The 21,730-nt window shown below is 42.0% G+C and carries 24 protein-coding genes and 1 pseudogene; 11 read left to right on the plus strand and 14 right to left on the minus strand.

Features of this window, described 5'->3' with window-relative positions; genetic code table 11:
• Positions 1 to 15 precede the first annotated feature (15 nt).
• The 3 genes from MHI37_RS30905 to MHI37_RS30915 are packed head-to-tail and all read left to right on the plus strand — an operon-like array spanning position 16 to position 2,299.
• Positions 16 to 870, plus strand: coding sequence for an ABC transporter ATP-binding protein (locus tag MHI37_RS30905; RefSeq protein ID WP_076338421.1), 855 nt, complete (start codon positions 16 to 18; stop codon positions 868 to 870).
• Complete coding sequence (locus MHI37_RS30910; RefSeq protein ID WP_076338415.1) at positions 867 to 1,574, plus strand: ABC transporter permease; 708 nt, start codon at positions 867 to 869, stop codon at positions 1,572 to 1,574. Before MHI37_RS30905 ends, MHI37_RS30910 begins: the two co-directional genes overlap by 4 nt.
• Positions 1,571 to 2,299, plus strand: a complete 729-nt coding sequence (locus MHI37_RS30915; protein ID WP_076338416.1) for a hypothetical protein — start codon at positions 1,571 to 1,573, stop codon at positions 2,297 to 2,299. The genes MHI37_RS30910 and MHI37_RS30915 overlap by 4 nt, the downstream gene beginning before the upstream one ends.
• 308 nt (positions 2,300 to 2,607) lie before the next feature.
• Here the strand turns inward: MHI37_RS30915 and MHI37_RS30920 are convergent, their stop codons facing one another.
• Genes MHI37_RS30920 through MHI37_RS30930 form a run of 3 tightly spaced genes read right to left on the minus strand, consistent with a single transcriptional unit; the run spans position 2,608 to position 4,458 of the window.
• Positions 2,608 to 3,129 carry a DUF2179 domain-containing protein gene (locus MHI37_RS30920; RefSeq protein WP_076338417.1) on the minus strand — a complete coding sequence of 174 codons (522 nt, stop codon included), beginning with the start codon at positions 3,127 to 3,129 and terminating at the stop codon, positions 2,608 to 2,610.
• Between the two features lie 3 nt (positions 3,130 to 3,132).
• Positions 3,133 to 4,041 (minus strand): ectoine hydroxylase, encoded by a 909-nt coding sequence (gene thpD, locus MHI37_RS30925; RefSeq protein WP_076338418.1) that lies wholly within the window; start codon positions 4,039 to 4,041, stop codon positions 3,133 to 3,135.
• A gap of 21 nt (positions 4,042 to 4,062) precedes the next feature.
• On the minus strand, positions 4,063 to 4,458 hold the full coding sequence (locus tag MHI37_RS30930; protein WP_076338419.1) for an ectoine synthase: 396 nt from the start codon (positions 4,456 to 4,458) through the stop codon (positions 4,063 to 4,065).
• Between the two features lie 159 nt (positions 4,459 to 4,617).
• Between MHI37_RS30930 and MHI37_RS30935 the strand changes: the two genes are divergently transcribed.
• A complete protein-coding gene (locus MHI37_RS30935) occupies positions 4,618 to 5,970 on the plus strand; it encodes an IS5/IS1182 family transposase (RefSeq protein WP_076340185.1) in 1,353 nt (450 codons plus the stop codon).
• Positions 5,971 to 6,056: 86 nt separating this feature from the next.
• On the opposite strand, the gene ectB is transcribed toward MHI37_RS30935, so the two are convergent.
• From ectB to ehuB, 6 genes are all read right to left on the minus strand, one after another.
• Entirely contained in the window at positions 6,057 to 7,388 is a 1,332-nt protein-coding gene (ectB, locus tag MHI37_RS30940) for a diaminobutyrate--2-oxoglutarate transaminase (RefSeq protein ID WP_076339319.1), read from the minus strand.
• A gap of 33 nt (positions 7,389 to 7,421) precedes the next feature.
• On the minus strand, positions 7,422 to 7,940 hold the full coding sequence (gene ectA, locus MHI37_RS30945) for a diaminobutyrate acetyltransferase (RefSeq protein WP_076339318.1): 519 nt from the start codon (positions 7,938 to 7,940) through the stop codon (positions 7,422 to 7,424).
• 41 nt (positions 7,941 to 7,981) lie between these two features.
• Complete coding sequence (gene ehuA / locus MHI37_RS30950; protein WP_179090309.1) at positions 7,982 to 8,737, minus strand: ectoine/hydroxyectoine ABC transporter ATP-binding protein EhuA; 756 nt, start codon at positions 8,735 to 8,737, stop codon at positions 7,982 to 7,984.
• Between the two features lie 95 nt (positions 8,738 to 8,832).
• The gene (gene ehuD / locus MHI37_RS30955; RefSeq protein ID WP_076339316.1) at positions 8,833 to 9,513 is read right to left on the minus strand and encodes an ectoine/hydroxyectoine ABC transporter permease subunit EhuD; all 681 of its coding nucleotides are present in this window, start codon (positions 9,511 to 9,513) and stop codon (positions 8,833 to 8,835) included.
• A gap of 8 nt (positions 9,514 to 9,521) precedes the next feature.
• Positions 9,522 to 10,157 (minus strand): ectoine/hydroxyectoine ABC transporter permease subunit EhuC, encoded by a 636-nt coding sequence (ehuC, locus tag MHI37_RS30960; protein WP_306010686.1) that lies wholly within the window; start codon positions 10,155 to 10,157, stop codon positions 9,522 to 9,524.
• 16 nt (positions 10,158 to 10,173) lie between these two features.
• Positions 10,174 to 11,037: an ectoine/hydroxyectoine ABC transporter substrate-binding protein EhuB gene (gene ehuB, locus MHI37_RS30965; protein WP_256710683.1), complete on the minus strand. Its 864-nt coding sequence runs from the start codon at positions 11,035 to 11,037 to the stop codon at positions 10,174 to 10,176.
• A gap of 817 nt (positions 11,038 to 11,854) precedes the next feature.
• On the opposite strand from ehuB, the gene MHI37_RS30970 reads away from it, so the two are divergent.
• On the plus strand, positions 11,855 to 12,094 hold the full coding sequence (locus MHI37_RS30970) for a transposase (protein ID WP_076339313.1): 240 nt from the start codon (positions 11,855 to 11,857) through the stop codon (positions 12,092 to 12,094).
• 430 nt (positions 12,095 to 12,524) lie between these two features.
• On the opposite strand, the gene MHI37_RS30975 is transcribed toward MHI37_RS30970, so the two are convergent.
• Together MHI37_RS30975 and MHI37_RS30980 are read right to left on the minus strand one after the other, a co-directional pair.
• Entirely contained in the window at positions 12,525 to 12,944 is a 420-nt protein-coding gene (locus MHI37_RS30975) for a universal stress protein (protein WP_076339312.1), read from the minus strand.
• 18 nt (positions 12,945 to 12,962) lie between these two features.
• Complete coding sequence (locus MHI37_RS30980; protein WP_076339311.1) at positions 12,963 to 14,426, minus strand: SulP family inorganic anion transporter; 1,464 nt, start codon at positions 14,424 to 14,426, stop codon at positions 12,963 to 12,965.
• Between the two features lie 165 nt (positions 14,427 to 14,591).
• Here MHI37_RS30980 and MHI37_RS30985 point away from each other — a divergent pair, with 165 nt between their 5' ends.
• From MHI37_RS30985 to MHI37_RS30995, 3 genes and pseudogenes are all read left to right on the plus strand, one after another.
• Complete coding sequence (locus tag MHI37_RS30985; RefSeq protein ID WP_076339310.1) at positions 14,592 to 15,140, plus strand: recombinase family protein; 549 nt, start codon at positions 14,592 to 14,594, stop codon at positions 15,138 to 15,140.
• 163 nt (positions 15,141 to 15,303) lie between these two features.
• The gene (locus MHI37_RS30990; RefSeq protein WP_256710682.1) at positions 15,304 to 15,657 is read left to right on the plus strand and encodes a DUF202 domain-containing protein; all 354 of its coding nucleotides are present in this window, start codon (positions 15,304 to 15,306) and stop codon (positions 15,655 to 15,657) included.
• A gap of 5 nt (positions 15,658 to 15,662) precedes the next feature.
• Positions 15,663 to 16,154: pseudogene (locus MHI37_RS30995) on the plus strand (chloride channel protein); the annotation flags it as partial.
• A gap of 398 nt (positions 16,155 to 16,552) precedes the next feature.
• On the opposite strand, the gene MHI37_RS31000 reads toward MHI37_RS30995, so the two are convergent.
• The 3 genes from MHI37_RS31000 to MHI37_RS31010 form a co-directional block, all read right to left on the minus strand.
• Entirely contained in the window at positions 16,553 to 17,848 is a 1,296-nt protein-coding gene (locus MHI37_RS31000) for an NAD(P)-binding domain-containing protein (RefSeq protein ID WP_076339308.1), read from the minus strand.
• A gap of 22 nt (positions 17,849 to 17,870) precedes the next feature.
• Positions 17,871 to 18,953, minus strand: coding sequence for an NAD(P)/FAD-dependent oxidoreductase (locus tag MHI37_RS31005; protein ID WP_076339307.1), 1,083 nt, complete (start codon positions 18,951 to 18,953; stop codon positions 17,871 to 17,873).
• A gap of 71 nt (positions 18,954 to 19,024) precedes the next feature.
• Positions 19,025 to 19,471, minus strand: a complete 447-nt coding sequence (locus tag MHI37_RS31010) for a MarR family winged helix-turn-helix transcriptional regulator (RefSeq protein WP_076339306.1) — start codon at positions 19,469 to 19,471, stop codon at positions 19,025 to 19,027.
• 149 nt (positions 19,472 to 19,620) lie between these two features.
• Here MHI37_RS31010 and MHI37_RS31015 point away from each other — a divergent pair, with 149 nt between their 5' ends.
• From MHI37_RS31015 to MHI37_RS31025, 3 genes are read left to right on the plus strand one after another with little or no spacing between them, the layout of a single operon-like run.
• Positions 19,621 to 20,046 carry an arsenate reductase ArsC gene (locus MHI37_RS31015; RefSeq protein WP_076339305.1) on the plus strand — a complete coding sequence of 142 codons (426 nt, stop codon included), beginning with the start codon at positions 19,621 to 19,623 and terminating at the stop codon, positions 20,044 to 20,046.
• A gap of 4 nt (positions 20,047 to 20,050) precedes the next feature.
• A complete protein-coding gene (locus tag MHI37_RS31020) occupies positions 20,051 to 20,368 on the plus strand; it encodes a metalloregulator ArsR/SmtB family transcription factor (protein ID WP_179090308.1) in 318 nt (105 codons plus the stop codon).
• A gap of 50 nt (positions 20,369 to 20,418) precedes the next feature.
• Positions 20,419 to 21,711: an arsenic transporter gene (locus MHI37_RS31025; RefSeq protein WP_076339304.1), complete on the plus strand. Its 1,293-nt coding sequence runs from the start codon at positions 20,419 to 20,421 to the stop codon at positions 21,709 to 21,711.
• Positions 21,712 to 21,730: the final 19 nt, after the last annotated feature.

The following is a 21,730-nucleotide window of genomic DNA, read 5'->3' on the forward strand; positions in this document are numbered from 1 at the left end:
GGGGGAAACTCAGTGATTATTAATGTCAACCATCTGAAATATGCGTACCCAGCATCAACAAATACAGTTCTAAATGATTTAAGTTTTTCTATTGCAGAAGGGGAAGTGTTCGGGTTTTTAGGACCATCAGGCGCTGGAAAGAGCACTACCCAAAAAATACTTATTGGTGCCCTCAAAAATTACACGGGCAGTGTACAGGTTCTTGGAAATGAAATAAAGAATACTACCCCAGATTACTATGAACGCATTGGTGTTGCATTTGAATTTCCAAACTTCTACAGCAAATTTACAGCTCTTGAGAATTTAAATGTCTTCCGCTCCTTATATGCCGGCGCTACAGAGGAACCTATGCGACTACTGGAGCTGGTTGGACTTGAGGAGGCAGCCCATATGAAGGTGTCACAGCTTTCTAAAGGAATGAAAATGAGGCTTAATTTTTGCCGTTCCTTGCTTCATCGTCCTAGTGTCTTATTTCTTGATGAGCCTACTTCCGGTCTTGATCCCGTAAATGCCAAACGAATGAAGGATATAATAATAGAGAAAAAAGCATCCGGTACAACCATCGTTATTACAACGCATAACATGGTGGCCGCAGAGGAGCTTTGCGATCGTGTCGCTTTCATCGTCGACGGTCATATCAAGCTCATTGATTCCCCCCGTGAACTAAAGCTGCGCTTTGGACAGAAACAAATTCGAGTTGACTATTTAAAGGAGCAAGAACGTTTAAGTGCACATTTTTCAATGATTGGGTTGGCTGATGATCCATCCTTTCTAAATCTTCTCCGCAACGAACAGATCGAAACCATACATTCATTGGAAGCATCGCTTGAGCAAATATTCATCGATATAACAGGGAGACTCTTACAATGAGAATGCTGATGACGATATTATACGATATTCGCTTCCAGTGGCGGCATGGGTTTTATTTCGTCTATCTATTGGTTTGTACAATCTATCTTATTCTACTCCACTCTATTCCTGTGCATTACAAAGAAACGGCCGCACTCCTGCTTACCTTCTCTGACCCGAGCGCGCTCGGACTAATCCTAGCGGGAGGCATTGTATTGCTGGAGAAGGATCAGGGCATACATGACAGTCTGTTTGTAACGCCGATTCGTTTAAGGGAATACCTGATCGCTAAATCGATCTCATTATCAATTATCTCGGTCCTCTCGGCATGGGTTATTCATATTTTTGCTCTAGGTATGCCTTCTTCCCCCTTTTTATTTACATTTGCCGTCATGCTGACTTCAAGTTTTTTCACGTTGCTTTCTATCGGCGTAGTTGTCCGTTCCCAATCCATTAACGGCTTTATTCTCCTTTCACAGCTATATGCACTGCCGTTTGCATTACCTTTGCTTGATTTTTTTGATATAGGACCCAGGTTTATGTATTTAATCTTCCCAACAGAGGGCTCTCTGCTGCTTCTAAAATCGATGCTTCAGCAAATAGCGGTTGGTGAGGCTATTTATGGAGTTATCATTTTATCCATTGGCAATGCTGTTGTTTTTTTCTGGGCGCAGTATTCCTTCAATCAGAACATCTTACTAAACATGGGGAGCGGAGAAGGATGATTAAAAAGCTGAAGGCGCTGATGAGAAATGATGCCCGGCAAATTTGGAATGATCCACTGCTAATGGCCAGCTTGTTAGGGCCAATAGCCGTTATTGTTTTTGCACGTTTCATCGTCCCGCCCCTTTCGTCTTGGATCGAACAACAATATGCATTTTCGATATTCCTATATTCTGATTTTATTGCAACCTTTCTCCTGCTTACAATACCGCTTCTTTCAGGTACGTTCGCCGGATTGCTCATGCTGGATGAACGCGATGAAAACATGATTTCCTATTATGCTGTTACTCCTCTTACCCGAAGAGGCTATTTTGCATACCGACTATTTTGGCCTTGCCTTTTGACATTTGGTTTATCCAGCTTGTTTTTTATATGCTCCGGCATTACCTCGATACGAATAGAGAGCCTCTATTCTGTACTTCTGCTCACAATAGAGGCTCCCTGCCTGGCTTTATTTTTAGCAGCCTATGCCGCCAATAAGGTAGAAGGCTTAGCCTTATCCAAAATAAGCGGCTTGCTCTTTGCAGGACCTATTATAGCTGCCTTCACACCGTTTCCCTGGTCGTATTTGGGGATTTGGATTCCGACATATTGGCCTGCAAAAAGCTATATTTTAGCCGTATCAGGAGAATCATTGCTTTCATTAGGAGCTTTTGGAATTGGCCTTGTGTTACATCTTCTATTTTTCAAAAGCATGCTGGGATCATTCATGAAGAGAATAGATTAGCCTGTGCATTCCTGAGCTCAAACAATCTTCTCCTTTTGATTCTCGCTCAACTCACCACTCATAACGAGCGCTTGAAAAAAAGGAAGGACCGCTTTAATGGTGTTGCAACCAAATTGAGGTTTAGCTTAACTTTTATAATTGTTCTTGTGGTTTTACTGGTCTTGATTGGTGTCTTCCAATTTATATCCCCAACCAATTGATCTATTGGGAAGGATACCACAATAAACCGCCTTTTCACAAAGGCGGTTTTCTTACGGCCAAATATCAACATTAAAATTTATCATAGCCAAGAAGAAAGCATGACCTAGCTACCTTTCAATCATTTTCGTCCAAAATCCGCCTTTAAAATGTCTTGGCTCGTGAGAAATCACGAACGCACGCGGAGCATCTGCTGCAATACTATCCATGAGTCGCTTCTCATTACTTCGCTTGACGAGCACTTGCATTACGAGCCGCTTGCCATCCTTGCCGTCTGCTAGCCAAGACGTCACGCCATACCCGTAACTTCTTAGCTTGTCCGGCAGCGTAGTCTCTACGGAATCGGCGATGACCTGCACGACGGAATAGCCTAGCGCCATATACTCTTCGATTCGGCTCCCCAGATAGACGCCTGCTCCGAAGCCAAGGCAGTAGGCTACCATATTAATAGGATTGGAAAGATTTTGTAGAACAAGATTCAACCCGGCTAAATAAATGAACACTTCAACCATTGCAAGGAGAGAGGCTGCGCCTCTTCTCCCTTTTATTAGAAATATTAGGCGCAGCGTAAACAACGATACGTAGGTTATATTAATAATAGCAATTGAACTAATAAGCAATAACGGGCTCATTACTTATTCACGCGCTGCGATGTATAACGGTCGCGGACTTTGTCCGGAATACGGCTTTTGAAGCTTATTTTCCTTGCTGTTGTACACAAGGAATACATTACTGCGCGGATCCGGTGTAATGTTGCTGTTCGAACCATGCATCGTATTGCAATCGAACAAGATAATAGAGCCCGCAGAGCCTAATGCCGTATGAATGCCACCTTCCTTGCGCAGCATTTCCAGACTATCCGGATCTGGAACTCCGTATTCCTGCCGGCGAAGCGATTGCTTAAAATGATTGTCCGGCGTCTTACCGATACAAGATATAAATTTCTTATGTGAACCGGGAATAACCATTAACGGTCCATTATGATGATAGTTATCCTCTAGCGCTATAGAACAGCTGAACGCCCGCATTGCCGGCATTCCATCTTCCACATGCCATGTCTCGAAATCCGAATGCCAATAAAACTCTTTGCCCGTAAAGCCCGGCTTGAAATTAATGCGTGATTGGTGAACATAAATGTCCGACCCTAGTAAGTAGTTTGCTATTTTTACGAGTCGCGGATGCTCGGCCAGCTTTTTGAAACATTCATTATGATCATGAATGGCGAAGATTGAACGTACTTCTCTACTTTCCGGCTCTAAAATTACGTGCTCCGCCTCTTCCTTACGATAAATGTCACCAAGCTTTTTCAATTCCGACCGCCATTCAGTAATTTCCTCCGCTGAGAAGAATTGATCTAGAACCAAAAAACCGTTTTGTTCGTAGAAATCCAATTGCTCCGTGGTCAAAGGACTTTGCTCCGTCCATTCAGAATAAATCACCGGGTCTTCACGTTTCATTATAACGGGTACATCAGTTACTCTGGATGGATACTTATCCGCTAACAATTGTTTCTCTAACTGGTCTGATTTCAAAATAGGATTCATAACCTTCACTCCCTAATATATTTATTGGGTCTTTTGGATTTCAACTAAAGGATAAACACCGTCCGCATCGTGCACTTCATTGCCCGTAAGCGGTGGATTAAACACACATACCATTCGCATTTGGCTCTTTGCCCGCAGCAAATGCTTCTCATTACCGTCCAATGCGTACAGTGTTCCTGCCTCGATCGGATAAATAACACCACCGACGACCTCTATTTCTCCTTCACCTTCGATGCAATACACGGCTTCCACATGGTTACGGTACCAAATAAGCGTTTCAGTTCCGGCTTTAATCAGCGTATCGTGCATCGAGAATCCCATTCCATCCTTTTTGAGCAGCAAACGCCGCGAATTCCATGTCGGTGTATCGATATCGTCCTTTGTACGAATAACATCAACCAAATGTTTTACGATCATACTCTATCACCTTCCTATTTTGTACATATATGAATCAATTTCATAATAATAAAGCCTTGCTAGGACTAGCTTCTTAAGGCATAGAAAAAGGAGTACCTCCCCAAATCTCGAATAGGTAAAGTAACCACACCATACCGAAAGAGACGAGGAGAACTCCCTATGCCATATATACGACACGAGAGCTTATTTACCCTGCAAGAGCTTTATGAAATGGAACAAAAAGATCGTTTCCTTGAGATTTTCTCTACCATCGATATTACGCCTATCTTGCGCTTGGTCAGAAAAACATCTCTTTATGGCGCTCCCGTTGAAGTGAATTACAGGGCGATGGTCTATTCCTTAATCGTTAGAATCGTTGAACGTATTCCTACGATCAAAGATTTAATAAAGCGTCTTCAGCATGACATCCTATTCCGCTTGGATTGTGGCTTTATGCTTTCAGAAGCCATTCCTTCTGCATCTTCCTATTCCAGGCTGGTGCGCAAGATGAGCCAAAGCTATGCGCTAGAAGAAATGCAAGACCAGTTGTTAAAGCAAGCCATGGCAGAATCATTCATTACGGACGATACCGTTGCCATAGATGCAACTCATATCGAGGCTCGGGATCAAGCGCCTGCAAAGCAAGAAAAGGAAAAACCCAAACCTAAAAAGCGTGGTCGAAAATCAAAAGCCGAACGTGAAGCTTGGCTCGAACAAAAACAAGAAGAAGAGAAACAAAAGCCAATCTTCGAGAAAGAAATCGCTGCACAACTCAGCGAGACGTTCCATGTTCTAAGGGATGAAATGCCTCTTCACCCGCAGTGGGGAATCAAGAAAAATAGTGATGGGAAAAACGTCTTTTGGTATGGCTATAAAGGTCATCTTGCAGTCGGAACCAAGAGTCAATATATCCTTGGAGCCATGCTCTCTTCTGGGAACTTGAATGATGGTAAAGCCGCGATTCCGCTCCTAAAAGGGATTGCTTTGCAGCATCCAAATTTCCATTTCAACTATGCAGCGATGGATGCAGGTTACGATTATGAGCCCATATATAAGCAAGTGCGAGAAGCGAAGGCTCATGCCGTTATCGCTTATAACCGTCGGCGAGAACCCGAACTTGTCGGGTTTGACGAACACTTCGCCCCTACCTGTGTGAGAGAGCATTCGTATCGTTACGACAGCTACGACTCGAAATATGAAACGCTCAAATACGTACGACCGAAAGAATGTGAGAGCTGTCCATTAACGCATGATTCACTTTGCCAGAAGGTTTACAAGATGAAGATCACAATTGATCTTAGAAAGTATAGTGCTCCGGCTCGAGGCTCGAAACTTTGGAAAGAAATCGCTAAAAAACGATCTGCAGTCGAAAGAGTGAATGCTTACCTAAAGGAATTCTTCCAGTTGAACAATGTAAGACATCGAACAGGTCAAAAAGCGAAAGCACATTTTAACTTGGTAACGCTGGTTTATAATTGCACAAAGTTAGCATGCGATCGTCTAAGTCGCCAATTACAAGAAGTAGCAGCATAATTTAAAAAACGAAAATGCTCACATTCGGTTAGTCTACGATTCTTTAACTATGCATTATGAAATTGATTCATATATCTTTCATTTATTTATGCATTTATCTTAATCTTAGCGACTGCCGTATTCTTTACTGCTTTATTTTCGGTATCTATAACTTGCTTCAAAGCTTGCTCCATAATCGTAAGTCCCTGCTTCAAAACGGCGTCCTCAATTGTAAGCGGAGGCATGAGCTTTGCCACCTCATCGTAAGGTCCTGAGGTTTCCATAATTAAACCATTATCAAACGCTTCTGCACACAGTCTCGCCGCTAGCTTTGGTTGTCGGAAGGCCATCCCTACTATAAATCCCTTACCTTTAACTTCGCTAATCCAATCTGGGTAGTCCATCGCCAGACGTTTCAAACAAGCAAGTATGACGTCGGACTTGCGCTTGATATCCTTTTGGAATTCATTGGACTTCCAATATTGGAGTGCCTCTGTAGCTGCTACAAAGCCAAGATTATTGCCACGGAATGTACCATTATGCTCGCCCGGGCTCCAAATGTCATACTCCGGCTTGATGAGCGTCAATGCGAGAGGAAGTCCATAACCGCCAATTGATTTCGACAAGCAAACGATATCCGGATTAATGCCTGAATCCTCAAAACTAAAAAACGTTCCTGTGCGTCCACAGCCCATTTGCACGTCGTCAACGATAAGCAGCATTTTATGCTTGCGGCAAATCTGCTCGACCTTGCGTAGCCATTCAGAGGAAGCGCTGTTTAGTCCTCCTTCGCCCTGCAATGTTTCCAAAATAACCGCTGCTGGAAGATCAATACCGCTTCCTGGGTCATCCAGAAGCTTCTCCAGCATAAAGGACGTATCCATTGATTCACCAAAGTAACCGTCGTAAGGCATGAAGGTCGTACCCCCAAGGTGTAATCCAGCCCCTGCTCTCTTGAAACGATTTCCTGTCGCTGACAAAGAACCCTGTGTCATGCCGTGAAATGCGTTCGTAAAGCATATGACGTTCGTTCGTCCCGTCACTTTACGTGCCGTTTTCAATGCGCTCTCCACCGTATTGGTTCCGGTAGGACCAGGAAACATTACCTTATAATTCAGTCCTCTCGGTTGCAAGATTACCTCATTAAATGTTAACAAGAATGTTTCTTTTGCCTTTGTAGCCATATCTAGGCTATGGGCTATCCCATCCTCCAGCAAGTAATCGATCAGCTTCGTCCGTATATTGGAATCGTTATGCCCATAATTCAATGCGCCTGCACCGGCAAAAAAGTCAATATAGCACTTCCCGTTAACATCCCACATTTTCGCATTGCTCGCCTTCGTAAATACCGTTCGGAAGCTGCGGCAATAGCTGCGAACCTCCGACTCCATTTGTTCAAATACACTCATTTTATCTGTTTGCTGCTGCATTTGATTCATCTTATACCCTCCTTATTTCTCTTGTATAATCAATTAATGATGGCTACGCTTACGAAGCGGACCGATACGAAACAACAGCTCTGGCTCATGGTTCATCCCTACTGGGAATAGGTGCTTGCCGTAGTGCTCGGCTACTTTGCATTCCGTTCCGTGTTCTGCTGCAAGACCCGTAAATAGCCTTCTGGAGGGAATATTTTCAGGTGCGATGGTTGCTTCGACGTACCGTATATGTTCATTTCCCTTACGGTTCAATAGCTCTTGCAGCATTGCCTTCGCAATGCCTCGTCCTCTGAATTTCTCGCTTACGGCTACCTGCCAAACGAACAACGTATCCTCCTTATCAGGACACCGGTAACCGGACATAAAACCTTGAATATCCGTCCCGCTACAAGCAACCGCACACGTATCTCGAAATATATCGCAAAGCATGATATAGCTGTACGGAGAATTTAAATCAAGCGAGCCCGCATCCCTAATGAGCTGCCATACAACTGAACCGTCACTGGTGTCAGGAGCGCGCAGACTAAAGCATTCAGTTTCATTATGCTTCAAACTTCTCACCTCCCTTTGTTTAAATGCCCTGATGTACTTTTCTAAAGAAACCGCTGTAAAAATGCTTGCAGACGTTCACTTTTCGGGTTTCTAAACAGTTCTTCCGGAGTCCCTTGCTCAACAATAAGACCTTCCGCCCCGAAAATAACACGATCCGCTACCTCGCGGGCAAACTCCATTTCATGCGTTATAAGCATCATTGCCATCTGGCCCTCTAGAGCGATTTCTTTGATGACGGACAACACTTCGCCAACAAGCTCAGGATCTAGGGCAGAGGTTACCTCGTCGAATACCATCACCTTCGGCTGCATGACCAGCGCCCTCGCAATCGCCACACGTTGCTTTTGCCCACCGGAGAGCTGAGATGGATATACATGCAGCTTCTGTTCCAATCCGACCTTGCGAAGCATCATAACAGCCCGATCCTCAGCCTCTTCCTTTGATAATCCAAGTACAGATCTGGGAGCCATCGTCACATTACACAACACCGTCAAATGAGGGAATAAGTTGAAATGCTGAAAGACCATCCCTACTTTGCCGCGCATTTTTCGCAGGTGCTTTTCATTGGCCCGAACCAGCTTCCCCTTTAGTTCCATTTGCCATAATGGTTCATCTTCAATTGTAATCGTCCCTGAAGATGGCTCCTCTAGCGTCATCAGCATCCTGCCAAGCGTTGTCTTGCCGGAACCGCTAGGTCCAATAAGCGCAATTTTTTCTCCCGGAAATATATCCAAGTCAATTCCTTTAATAACTTGCAGATCCCCGAAACTTTTCTGTATGGACTGATAACGAACCATTGGATTCGTTTGCGAAGTTCTTGTTAATTCGATCAATCGACCATCTCCAGGTGATTTTTCCTCTTCGGGCATGATGCTTCTTTCTAGCTGTGCGTTCATCGTTTTTCTCCTCCCCCTGGATGCTCGTGCCGAAGCATTCGTTTTTCCAGCTGGCGTATACCGTATGAAAAGATCAAACTAACGATTAAAAACAACAGACCGACAACAGTATATGGTTCAAATACGCGGTAGGAGACAGATGCCTCGCTTTTTGCGGTCAGCAGCAGTTCTACAAGCGTGATGGCTGACAAGGTTGGCGTCTCTTTAAATATAACAATCAAATAGTTGCCCATCATTGGGATGATGGGAGGCAGCGCTTGCGGCAATATAACGGACAGCCACGTCTTGCGCTTTGATAAATGGAGGGCTGTTGATGCTTCCCATTGTCCGCGCGGTACAGCATCGATGCCGGAACGAAATACCTCGGACATATAAGTTCCATAATGAAGTCCTAAAGCGAAAACACCTGTTACAAATGCAGACATCGCGAGTCCCGTCAGCATCGGTACGCTGTAATAAAGAAAGAAAACTTGAACGAGCAGCGGCGTGCTTCGGATAAATTCAACAATGGAGCGAATGGTCCATCTAATCGGTCTATAAGCCGAACGTCCAGCAAGTGCAAAAACTAAACCGATTAAAATTGAAATTAAGAACCCCAGTAGCGTAGCGCCCAGTGTAACCAAAAAGGCATTTAACAGCTTCGGAAGCAATTCAATGACATAATCCCATTTCCACAATTCACGTTTCACCTCCAAACCGTAAGCTTGCGTTCAAGCAAGCGGGCCGAAAAGGAAATAAACGCGGATAATACAAAATAGATGAGTAAAAGCAAACCGAATATTTGTGGCGTCCAGGTATAGTAATTATTCCGAATGATCATGGCTTCAAACGTAAGATCCGACAGTGTTATAAAATAGACAAGTGAAGTCGCCTTTAACAATTCAATCATCAAATTTGCGAACGGCGGCACCATCCTCGTAACAGCTTGAGGCAAAATAATTCGAAACATACGCATGCTTCCTGATAAATTCAGCGCTACTCCGGCTTCGTACTGTCCCTTTGGCACGGCTGCAATCGAGCTTCTAACGATCTCCGATCCATATGCGCCAATATTCAAACCGATCGCAAGCACGGCCGCTGTTAACTTAGAAAGCTCAATATCAAGAAACGGTAGTGCAAAATAGACCCAAAACAATAGAACGAGTAACGAACAAGCCCTAAATACTTCAACGTACACGTTAGCTACGCCTCTAATGATGGTGTGACGGGACGAGCATGCAAGTCCAGCCGCCGCCGCGAGAATTAACGATACGATTGACGACAACGCGGCTACCTGCAGAGTAATTAGCGTTCCGTCAAGCAATAAAGGAAGCCATTCCAACCATGGCGCGTTCATCTCAAGATTTACAGAGCTGAGCAGCAGTAGTATCCTGTGGAAGCTCTTGTTCCGTGAAACCGAATTGGCTTAATATTTCCAGCAGCTCACCGGATTCTTTCATTTTATTAAGCTCAGCATTGTATGCGGCTTGGAATGCTTCGTCCCCAAAGCGAAAAGCGGTTGCACCATAACCGCGAATGCTCTCGCCATCCACAGTAGGCTGCTCAAAATCCATAACTCGTTCCAACATGTTGTCGTTCGCTGCTTCCAAACGGGATTGCAACGCAGGACCTGTCATTGTCATCGCATCGGCACGTCCCGATTGTAGGGCACTAATCGCTGCATCTTGGTCCGGTACGATAAGCATGCGATTTTCCGGTATTCCGGAAGCCTTCAAATAATCCACCTCGACTGCTCCGGCCATGACCGCAACCTTAGCATCGGCATGCTCAGCAATGGATCGGTAGCTAATAAGCCCTAGCGGATTGCCAGTTTTCACAGCGAGTCCTTCCCCGATACTGTATTCCGGATCAGCAAACAATACAGCCTCGCAGCGATCCTCTTTAATGAACATTCCAGCAGTAATCAAGTCAAATCGTTTGGCTTGCAGGCCAGCAATCAACGAAGTAAACTCCGTCAATTCTCCCCTCAGTTCATCGATCTCCAACCGTTTCAAAATTATTCGAGCAATCTCAACTGCTTCCCCCGTTAATTCGCCGCTTTCGTTTTTGTAGGCATACGGCTTCTCATTCGCGAAGCCTACAGTTATGTACCCCTGCTGCTGTGCTTGAGCCAGCGTATCCGTTGCCCCCTCGTTATTGCTTCCACAAGCCGCTAACAACAGCATAGACATCGTAAATAAAATAGACAAATATTTCCACAAACTTTTCCACATCCTCTACATTTATTTTTGAACACCTAATAAGGCTAACATCTATTCCCTGGCAGGTCATTTCCCGAATTGCGTGATAATTCCGTATATTTACCATTCTCGTTGGCAGGGGGATACTCACTCAACAAGAACGCCTAATTCCTTCCACATCCTCGATAATCATACACGATTGGACAGTTTGATTATTGCTCTATGTATGTTATATAAGATTTATTTATAAATTTAAATCTCACACGAAAGAACGAAACTTTCTCATCCCCCCCTCTCCACTCGCATAGTAATTAAGCTAATAATCAAGCTATATAATCATTTTTCCACTGACATATATCGTCATGAAAACTGAAAATATTCAAATCCCAAAACATCTCATATACGTGATTATTATTAGTTTTTATTATAAATATTCATTCCTTCTTTTTCATTGAATCTATAAAGCCCATTTAAGGCAAAATAGATCAAACAATCGAATCTGAATTTCGACTTAATCAAGTTATATAGGTTAATGAGCTCTCGATCATTAGTCTTTTCATATCATTCATCAAAGGAGCAAATCATGAAAGAAAGATTGTTCAAGGACAGATCATTAATTTTAATGTCGGTTTTGTATGGGTAAAAGGGCAACTGCAACGAAAAACAACCTCCCAAAAATATCTTTTTTACGTTCTTTTCTTTTGATAGACACCTAATAGTTCTCGGCAATGCTAATCATCACGAGCCCGCTAACTTATAACAAACGACAAAATATGCTAGAATTTGATAATGACCTTGCTCTGAATAGATGGACAGGAAGAAGCCTCTAAAATAAATTATGGAGGGTTTATACGGAGCAACGGAAGAAATTCGCAAGGCATTTAAGGACCAGGTGGTCGTACGTATTTTGACTGAAGAATTACCCGCTTCTGAAACGACCAAGGAACTAAGCGTGCACAATACGACGGTTAATAACTGGTTAAAGTTGTATAAACAAGACGGTGAATCATCACTACCTGACAGCGGAAATCGAAATCTTAAAGCAGATGATGAGGAAATACGTAAGCTACATAAGTAATAAACTGATTGCGGATTGTAAAGATGTGCCAGGCTCTCCATGTCTCTCGAATCGGCTATTATGCTTATGTGAAGCGACTCGAAAGCAATTGAAATGTAGAAATCGGACGTTGCTAGATACGATCCGAAAAACCCATCATGTTAGCCGAATGATATACGAATCACCGCAAATCACATAGATTTACTACCAGCTAGCCGAGGCCGTATAGTCCACCTCATGCAAGCGAATATAATATGGTCAGAAATGTATGACACTGTTATACACAAATACAAAAAAGGCTTGCTTGCAGCCTAGTCATGAATATTCACTTTATTAAAGATGATCCTTTGCATGTCTAAAAGTGACATTTATACTGGAGACAATGCAGTTTGCAAAAAAAATCAGCACCCCTGTGAAAAATAATAGGAGTGCTGATGATCTACTTCTATAATTATTTAACAACGATAACTGGACACTGTACTCTCTTAACAACTTTATGACTGACGCTACCCATAACAAATTCTTGCAAAGCATTTAGCCCTCGGCTACCTATAATGACCAAATCCACTTTTTCATTATTTGCATATTCTACAATTACCGGACCTGGGTCGCCGGTAATGATCTTCATTTGATGATTCACATTTTTAGCGGAAAGCAGTTCTTTAACAGGAATCAACTTTTGATTTCGTTTCAACTCTAATTCTTCATGGTTTTGAGAATGAAGAACTTCACTTTTTATTTTAGACATGTCCGCCACGAATAGGATTTCAACGATGGAATCTGGAATTAATGATGCAATATTCGCAGCTTCCTGGGCTGCCCGAATAGAGTTTTTCGATCCATCAGCAGCTAATAAGATACGTTGATACATCCTCATCTCTCCCCTTCATTAGTGTGCTTTTAATTGTGCATTTGCGTCGTGGTATACCGCTAATTTATCTATAATTTTTTTACTTGATGCATTTAGTCCTTTAATCGTGACATGATTATTGTTTTCACGATATTTGATAACTACTTTATCTACTGCGCCTACGCCGGAATCGTCCCAGATATGTGCATTGGAGAAATCAATAACAATATTCGTATCAGTAACATTAAAGTTAAAGGCTTTTATAAATCCTTCTACAGAGGCAAAAAACAATTGACCCGTTACATCAAATATTACCTCTTTATTGGCCTGTCGTTGTCGAACCTCTAGCTTTGAGATTTTCGCTACAAAGAAGACAGCCGCGAGAATGACACCAGCTATAACTCCTTTGGAGAGGTCATGCGTTGCGACAACTATAATTACAGTAGTCAACATAACAATGGCGTCTGTCTTAGGGGCTTTACGCAAGTATGAAAATGACGACCAATCAAACGTGCCAATGGATACCATGATCATAATCCCAACTAAAACAGGCATCGGTATTTGTACAACTAATCCGCCCAATACAAGAATCAGGAATATTAAGAACAGTCCTGCAACCAAAGTGGATAATCTGCCGCGGCCTCCAGATTTGACGTTGATCACTGACTGCCCGATCATGGCACATCCAGCCATGCCACCAAAGAAGCCCGTGATAATATTCGCGATACCTTGTCCTCTGGATTCTCTGTTCTTATTGCTTTCTGTTCCTGACATATCATCAACGATAGAGGATGTAAGCAACGTTTCTAATAATCCGACAATCGCTAAAGCAATTGAATAAGGAAAGATGATTTGTAACGTCTCAAGGTTAAACGGAATGTCCGGAATGAAGAAGGAAGGCAGAGATTGAGTGATTTCCCCCAAATCCCCAACCGTACCTAAATTTAAGTCTCCCCAGATAACTACCGCTGTAAGGGCAACGATAGCGATCAGAGGAGATGGTATGGCTTTGAAAAATCGAGGCAATACATATACAATAAACAAAGTAATAGCGACAAATACATATGTCAAAGTTGATATCCCTACAAAATGAGGAACCTGCGCCATAAATATCAGAATTGCGAGTGCGTTAACAAATCCGATCATAACCGCTCGTGGTATAAACTTCATTACCTTTGCAATCTTGAATATCCCAAAAATAAGCTGTATGATTCCAGTGAGTATAGTTGCGGCCAATAAATATTGTAATCCATGTTCTTTAACTAGTGGGACCATGAGTAGAGCCATTGCACCAGTAGCGGCAGAAATCATACCTGGACGCCCGCCTACAAATGCTATAATAACTGCGATACTAAAAGAGGCATATAGACCAACCATGGGATCGACACCGGCAATAATTGAAAAGGCAATCGCTTCAGGAATGAGTGCCAAGGCTACAACAATTCCGGCAAGCACATCGCCCTTTATGTTGGAGAACCATTCCCTTTTAATTCTTTCAATCACGTTTACTTTCACTCCTTATTTTTTTATTGTGACTTTTAACTCTCATAAAAGTCTGGTTCCATATTAGGCAAATTCATTTTACCATCAAAGAGACCAAAAAGGAACCTTTTTAGTCCGTTTAAAAGTATGATATAAAAATGGCTTTGGCAGTTAGGAGAACATCTTATGTTAATTGGCTATATGAGACCTTATCAAGATGATTTAAGTTGTAAAATCCAGTTTGAGATTTTGAATGACTTAAAATGTGATCATTACTTCACTGAAGAACATTCGTCTCCTAAAAAAAGAGTAATGTTAGAAACAATGATAAATCAGCTTCAAACAGGAGATACAATCGCCGTTTCGAAGCTTTCCTCATTTGCCGATTCCACGCGGCATCTTGCAGAATTATTAAATCAATTAAATGAAAAACAAGCTTATCTTTATTCCGTTGGCGAAGGAATAAATACAAATCATTCATCTGCATCTAATTACTCATTTCAAGACAGCGTAAATTATTTGCTTAATTTTCAAAGCGACATCATTAGTGAGTACACTAAAAAAGGATTGTATGAGGCTAAAAAAAAGGGGATGAAGCCTGGTCGTCCCCGTAAAGCGGATGATAACGTGAAACGTGCTATTATTATGTATCAAAGCCAAAAATTTAGTCTTGCTCAAATTAAGGAAGAAACAGGAATTAGCAAAACTACATTATACCGATATTTAGAAAACTGAAAATGCAGGTATCACCACAGCAGATTGAAATTAGCGTATAGTTGTCATGCCAAATTAGCGTACATCAAGTATACGATCCGAAACTGAAATACCTAATGACCGATAATCTAAATTAGAGGTCATTACAAAAAATAATAAACGGTGGATTATGGAGAAAGATACAGTGAATGAATTTCAATATACGCAACAGCACTTGGCGAATGAACGAACCTACCTCGCTTGGGTGAGAACCGCCATTACGGTTGTTGGACTAGGGTTCTTAGCTGCAGGAGTTATTTTCAGGGAATATTTAAGTGTACGATGGGAGAACATGACTGCGGTATCCATAGGTATCGGATCAATCTTACTTGCTTGCCTAATCCTTATTATTGCCACTAAGAACTATTTAAGGACACAGAAGGAGATAAACCAAGGAACCTTTAGGCCGACCAAGTCCATTGTTTATGTTGTTCTAGTTGGATTAATCGTATTAAATCTTTCTTTCTTGTTATTAATTGTTCTCATTGCATTAAACTAAAGAACATGCTAGGAACACGCGTTTATTTAGGACTAGGGGTCCCTCTCATTCAAGACTCATTCGAAGAAGATGTTTCTCCTTTTGCTTTCCTGTGGAAATTAATCTTTACTTCGCTAACATTGGGAGCTGGTTTTCAAGGTGGAGAGGTGACTCCTTTATTTGCAATCGGGGCAACATTAGGCAACGCTTTGGCCGGCTTCTTACATTTGTATGGTCCATTTTTAGCCGCATTAGGTTTTATTGCCGTATTTTGTGGTGCAACTAACACCCCCATAGCTTGTTTTTTAATGGAAATTGAATTATTTGGCTCGAACGGTGCGATCTTTATGTTCATTGCTTGTATCGTTAGCTATTTGTTCGCCGGCCATACCGGAATCTATACGTCCCAACGAATAGGGATCTCCAAAGCTCATTTTATTACGGTGCCCAAAGGGTCAACCCTTGCATCAATCAAAACTCAAAGTAAAGAACCCTCTAACCAGGGGAGAGATGAGTAAACACATATTATAGTCAAAGCAACATTACGCTATAGACTATAAAGGTGTGTTCCCCTATCTGCTTTAAGAATGATGAAATAATACGGATATAACAGAAAGCAAAGCAGATTTTTCCTTTCCATAACAAAATGTAGACGTTACCTTGAGTACAATTGAGATGATTTTACCCATTTTAATTTGATACTTAAACCAACCAATAAGCGGGTGAATTGGGATTCAAACGAATCGATTCATAGAAAGCAATACACCCACTTGCCATAACGACTGAATGCCAAATTACTGACCAAAGATAGGAAGTACTACATAAAGCATCGTATCTCCAAGCAGACAAACAGCCGTTATAGCGGCAACTAGTTTAACTTTTGTCTCTGTGTTTATAATTTTATTTGATTTTATTCTCATCCAACGACCGGTCCACAGCACGAAGAACTTGTAACTTTTAACGCCGTCTTTGGTCGGGAAACACTACAAACTCCCGTTTCTGGCAAATGGAGCTTCACTTCCCGTGCCGATACCAAGTCTCCTGCTAAAGCTGCTACAACGCTTCTGACTTGTTCATAACCCGTCGCAAGTAAAAATGTAGGTGCGCGTCCGTAGCTCTTAGCCCCTACGATATAAAAATTTTGCTCCGGCTGACTGAGTTCTGTTTCTCCATGCGGCCTGACTGTACCACAGCTATGAATGTTAGGATCAATAAGATCTGCCAGCTTCGGTACGCATTCAATGGATGAATCCACTGCATATCGAAGCTCTCTGATGAATGAGAAATTCGGTCTTGCACCCGTAGCTGCAATAACCTCATCCACTCCATTAATCGAAGCACCGGTTCCAATTAGGTTTAACTTCTCACCCTCTTGTTCAAGACCATTGATATAAAATGGTGTATGGACATTAATTAAACCTTCTTTCACAAGTTTTGCCGCACGTGATCCAAGTTCTCCTCTAGCGGGCAGTCCATCAAGCTCACCGCCTCCAAAAGCCTCCTCAATGGATTGTTTTCTTAAAACCCAATGAATAGTCGTTGCAGAATTTTGGAGCTTCAGCTCATGCAGCAATAGAATCGCATGGATGGCTGAGTGTCCGCTACCGACGACAGCTACTGTTTTACCCATGTAACGAATTGCATGTGCACCTTTAATATCTGGAATACCATAATGAATATGTGAGCTGTAATCGGCCTCTTGAGCTGCATAATCCCCGCTAGCTCCAATTGGATTTGGTGATTTCCATGTCCCTGTAGCATCAATTACGGCAGAAGCTTCCACACGATAGACAATATTATTACTTTCATACACGACTTCAAAAGGTACATTCTCCCTACCAGTCGTTTTCATTTTATCAAAACCCTGTCGGTGAATGGCTAAAACACGCGCCTCCGTTCTAATGCTCTGCTTTAATTTGCTGAGTTCGGATAATGGATACAAATAATGATCAAATAATTGTTTTCCGGTTGGCAACTCCTCTTTAGGAGGTGCTATCCATCCTGTTTCAGCAAGAAGCTCTGCTGCCGCAGAATCGATGTTGAATTCCCATGGAGAAAACATTCGGATGTGGCTCCATTCCAATACAGAAGCTCCAACCGATGTTCCCTGCTCCAACAAAAGAAACGGAATTTTTCTTTTTATTAATTGAGCTGCCGCAGCCAAAGCCACAGGCCCTCCTCCAATAATAGCTACAGGTAATTGATTTTTCATTTTAACTCCTCCTCGAATTTGATTACAGTTTGATACGTAGGGCTCTAACCAAGCCCCCTTCTTTAAGATGCTTTACCACATATTTAGCATCAGAACCTACACCTCGAATTGTTGCTGAAGCAAAGGAACGTTGACCGGATAATCCTAGATAATATAATCCAGGTACCGTGCTGCTTAAACCTCCTTTTTGAACGGCATACCCTCGATCATCTAGTGCTCCCTCAACTCCTTGAAGATATGGAATAATGGGTTTAAAGCCTGTGGCAAAAATGATACTGTCCACTTTTTCTTTCGTTCCATCCGACCAAATGACCCCTTCCGAATAGAACTTTCTAAACATGCCTTTCTGTTGAAGTTGACCCTCTCTTAACTTATTTTTGAATCCACCTACATCAATGGCTCCGCCCGGACTACCTACCGTCACTCCGAACCGCCAAAAAGGAAAAGCATCGTACCCTATAATCTTCATCCAAAAATGAACGTCTTTCCCAAGAAATCTTTGAGGTACTAATTGAACAGGCTGAAGTACTGCAAGAGTAGTAAGCGAAGCCCCTTCGCTGATCTCAGCGCCTATCTGCACAGCTGAATTACCTCTGCCCACTACGATAACTCGCTGGTTACGGTAGGCATCTGGTTTCCGGTACTGAGAAGAATGAATGATTGTCCCTTTAAAGTCTTCACCTCCCTCCAGTTTTGGAACGAATGGCTGATTAAATGAACCTGTAGCGCAAATGATGTTTTTAGTTCTGTATACCTCACCCTCTGTTGTATGCAAGTAGAAAAACTCGTTTTTTTTCACTCGATCCACCCGAACATTAAAATGGATCGGAAAGCTATTGTGCTTGGCATACATTTTTAAATAGGAGATGACTTCATCCCTTGTCGGGTAGATATCAGCTTTTAATGGGAATGGCATCCCTGGCAATGAGGAATAGCTCGCAGGTGAAAATAACCTCAGGTTGTCGTAGTATTGTGGCCAAGAACCAGTTGGTTCGGGATTTGCTTCTAAAATGGCATAATGAAGTCCATTTTTCTTCAAATGATAACCTGCAGCAAGACCAGCTTGCCCTGCCCCAATAACAATTACATCATATACTTCGTTCATAATATCTCCTTAGTCATTAAAATTATTTGCATTTTACAAGTATAAAATTAAAAGATAAGGAGTAATTCGCATTACCCCATAGGTGTGCAGCACATTTTTGATTTTTGCATGCTTGTGTTTAGTAATTGTAAGGATCTGATGACGGAATCCTTCTCAAATTCATTCATGAAGGAAAAAACTTCGTCTAAATAATCGTTCATCATTTTTTCAATTGAGCCCGCCACAAACTTCCCTTCGGTTGTCAGGGATAACAGATATACTCTGCCATCTTCAGGAGAAGCACTCTTCTTCACTAAGTTCATCTTAATTAAGGATTGAATCTGCCGACTAAAGGTCGTAATATCCACACCAAGCGTCTCTGCTACCTTTTGCATGGAAGGCAAACTCTGACGACCAATTTCATATAAGATATGACTGTGAATAAGTGATATATCCAGACCGCTGATCTGGCAACAGTTTTTGTTCAACAGGCCAAATTGCCTTGCTAGGATTTGTAGTAGTTCTCGTGGGTTGTTCATTTTTTATTCCCCCTGTTTCATTTATACATCATTTACTTGTATTTTACAAGTTAAATTTTGACTCTTTTCTTCATATTCGTTAACACTTATATAACACTTTACTTATATAATCAACTGTGTATAATAAACATTGAAAGGTGTGATATTATTTGAAACCCTCACTTCGTATTTACTTTTTATGTGGTGAAAATCGTTGTCGAAGTCAGATTGCTGAAGCTTATGCCAAAGGTATGGCGAGAGAAGATGTGATTATTAACAGCGCTGGATTGCATCCCTCTGAAATACATCTACTAACGCATTCTGTCATGAACGAGGTTGGTATTGACTTGAACAGCCACCACTCAAAAAAGATTGATATGAAGACCTTTATTGCATCAACCATTGTTGTAAAGCTATGTGAGGAGATCAAAGAAAAGTGCCCTGTTGTTCCTTTTGGCACTCGTAATGTATTGTGGAATATCCAAGATCCACTACTGGGAATCACACCTAAGATTGAAAATGTTCGCTTAGCAAGAGATGAAATAAAACAGAACGTTCTTGACCTATTAAAACAATACAATGCTTTAAAGGAGTGATTACATGATTCATTCGATAGACAATCTTGCCGAGACAATGAAGTTATTGTCTGACAAGACTCGTCTTACTATCCTTGCACTGCTCAAGGAGCAAGAAATGTGCGTATGCGATATCGTAACGATACTTGAAACGACACAACCTAATATAAGTCAGCATTTAAAAAAATTAAAAGTTGGCGGTTTGGTTAATGAGACAAGACGCGCGCAATGGATCTACTATTCTTTGAGCACGGAGGATAAACCTTATCTACATGGCATCTTAAATGTGCTCCCATCCATGAAAGAAGAACTTAAGAAGCTAAGTCCCGATTGCTGCAATTAAGGACCATGTTTCTACAGTAGATATTATGAATAATGCTTTTAGGAGGAATCATGTTAGCTATCGCATCCGTCATATTTCTTATCACCTTGATTTTCGTTATTTGGCAGCCTAAAGGTCTGAATATCGGTTATTCTGCCGTTGGCGGTGCAATACTCGCCTTACTCTTTGGTGTTGTAGATTTTAAGGACGTATGGGACGTAACCGGCATTGTCTGGAACGCTACTTTAGCCTTTGTCGCAGTCATCCTGATCTCACTCATTCTCGATGAAATCGGATTCTTTGAGTGGTCAGCACTCCATATGGCACGCTTTGCAAAAGGGAACAGTTACCTCATGTTCACCTTCGTCGTATTGCTAGGCGCTGCTGTTGCTGCATTTTTCGCAAATGATGGTGCTGCACTCATTCTTACTCCGATTGTACTTGCTATGGTCAGGGCCTTGAAATTTGATGATCGTATGATTCTGCCATTTATTATGGCAAGCGGATTTATATCCGATACGGCTTCCTTACCGCTCGTAGTCAGTAACTTAGTCAACATCGTCTCTTCTGATTTCTTTGACATTGGATTTGCCGAGTATGCAAGTCGGATGATTATTCCGAATTTCTTTGCTGTTGGTGCAAGTTTGCTGGTTTTGTTCCTTTTTTTCAAGAGAAGCATACCTAAGAGCTATGATCTCAACCAGCTAAAACAGCCTCATGAAGCGATAAAAGATATTCGCATGTTCAAGCTATCCTGGATTGTTTTGGCTGTACTTCTCATTGCTTACCTTGCAAGTGAGTTCGTCCATATACCTGTATCGATCGTAGCTGGTATTGCAGCAATCATCTTTATCTTTGCAGCACGCAGAAGTCCAACTATCCATACAGGCGCTGTCATCAAAGGAGCCCCATGGTCAGTTGTTGTCTTTTCCATCGGCATGTATGTCGTGGTTTATGGGCTCCGTAATGTTGGTCTTACAGATGAACTTGGCAAAGTGTTTCAATGGACAGCCGATCAAGGCTTATTTATCGCAACGATTGGTACAGGTTTTATCGCTGCCATCCTCTCTTCCATTATGAACAATATGCCTACGGTTATGATCGATGCCTTGGCTATCCAGGGAACGAACACCGATGGTGTAATACGTGAGGCACTCATATATGCCAATGTGATTGGTTCTGATCTAGGCCCTAAAATTACGCCAATAGGATCTTTAGCTACCTTATTGTGGCTTCACGTTCTGTCCAAAAAAGGCGTGAAAATTACATGGGGCTATTACTTTAAGGTTGGAATTGTACTGACGCTTCCTGTTCTGTTTGTTACATTAGTTGGCCTTTACTTATGGCTTAGCATCATTCACTAAATGAAATTCAAAGGAGATA

The sequence above is a fragment of the Paenibacillus sp. FSL H8-0548 genome (assembly GCF_038630985.1).
Lineage (GTDB): Bacteria > Bacillota > Bacilli > Paenibacillales > Paenibacillaceae > Pristimantibacillus.